Annotated in this window: 1 protein-coding gene and 1 pseudogene; both read right to left on the bottom strand. The window is 39.9% G+C overall.

The window, feature by feature from the left end:
- Positions 1 to 353, bottom strand: a 353-nt coding sequence (locus LC418_RS20825; protein WP_338075573.1) for an MvdC/MvdD family ATP grasp protein, incomplete at its 3' end; no start/stop codon positions are given.
- A pseudogene (locus tag LC418_RS20830) lies at positions 346 to 825 on the bottom strand (ATP-grasp ribosomal peptide maturase); the annotation flags it as partial. The gene LC418_RS20825 and the pseudogene LC418_RS20830, both read right to left, overlap by 8 nt.

Consider the following 825-nt stretch of genomic DNA (forward strand, 5'->3'; position numbering starts at 1 on the left):
TTCCCCAATGCATAAGCATCTACAGATTCTATAAATCCGAAAAGCGTGTTGCGGATCTCGCCCATTGCGGCGCTATAAAACTTTTTATCCATTTCTTCTTTCACCCCGTTCCCGATGTTATAAGCTCTTCTGTACCAAACTGCTGCAATATCGTCAAGACGGTATTTTGCCTCTTTGGTTTCAAGAATGCTTATCCATTCGCCATCCTGGAAAACAGTGGAGAGTTTATTTTGTATAGGATACAGGTCTACATCGAAGCGAATAACCTCGCAGCCATTTTTTTCTATATATTCTGTTACTTTTTCAATTGAAAAATTATCCTGTGTATGCGTAATTATTAGTATTTTATTCATGGGTAGTATTGATTCTGTTTATAAGGTTATCGGCAATTCTTTCTGCAATGGGAAATCCCAGGTCTTTCTGGAGCATTCCCCATTCTCCCTGAGGATTTACTTCAAGGAAATAATATGCTCCGTCTTTTCCTCTGATCATATCTATGGCTCCTATGTAAAGCCCCATTTCTTCCATCATGGAAGCTAAACCGGTTTTGACATTCTCCGGGAGTTCATAGGCTGACCAGAAATAATCTGCCTGAGCTAGTCTCCAGTCAACATTCTCACTATTGTTAATTTTTCCGGTAAAAAACTCCCCGGCTATGTAAACAATTCTCAATTCATATTCTTTGTCAATATAGGGCTGGAAGATCATCGGGCAGTAAGCAATGTCTGCAATATGTTCCAGGGTATCTTCTTCAATGATCATCGTTGAAATAAGGTTCTCACCGCTCATTGATTTTGCGGTCAGGCTATGAAGTTTTGCAACCGC

It is taken from the genome of Chryseobacterium lathyri, from assembly GCF_019970085.1.
In the GTDB taxonomy this organism is placed as follows: domain Bacteria; phylum Bacteroidota; class Bacteroidia; order Flavobacteriales; family Weeksellaceae; genus Chryseobacterium; species Chryseobacterium lathyri.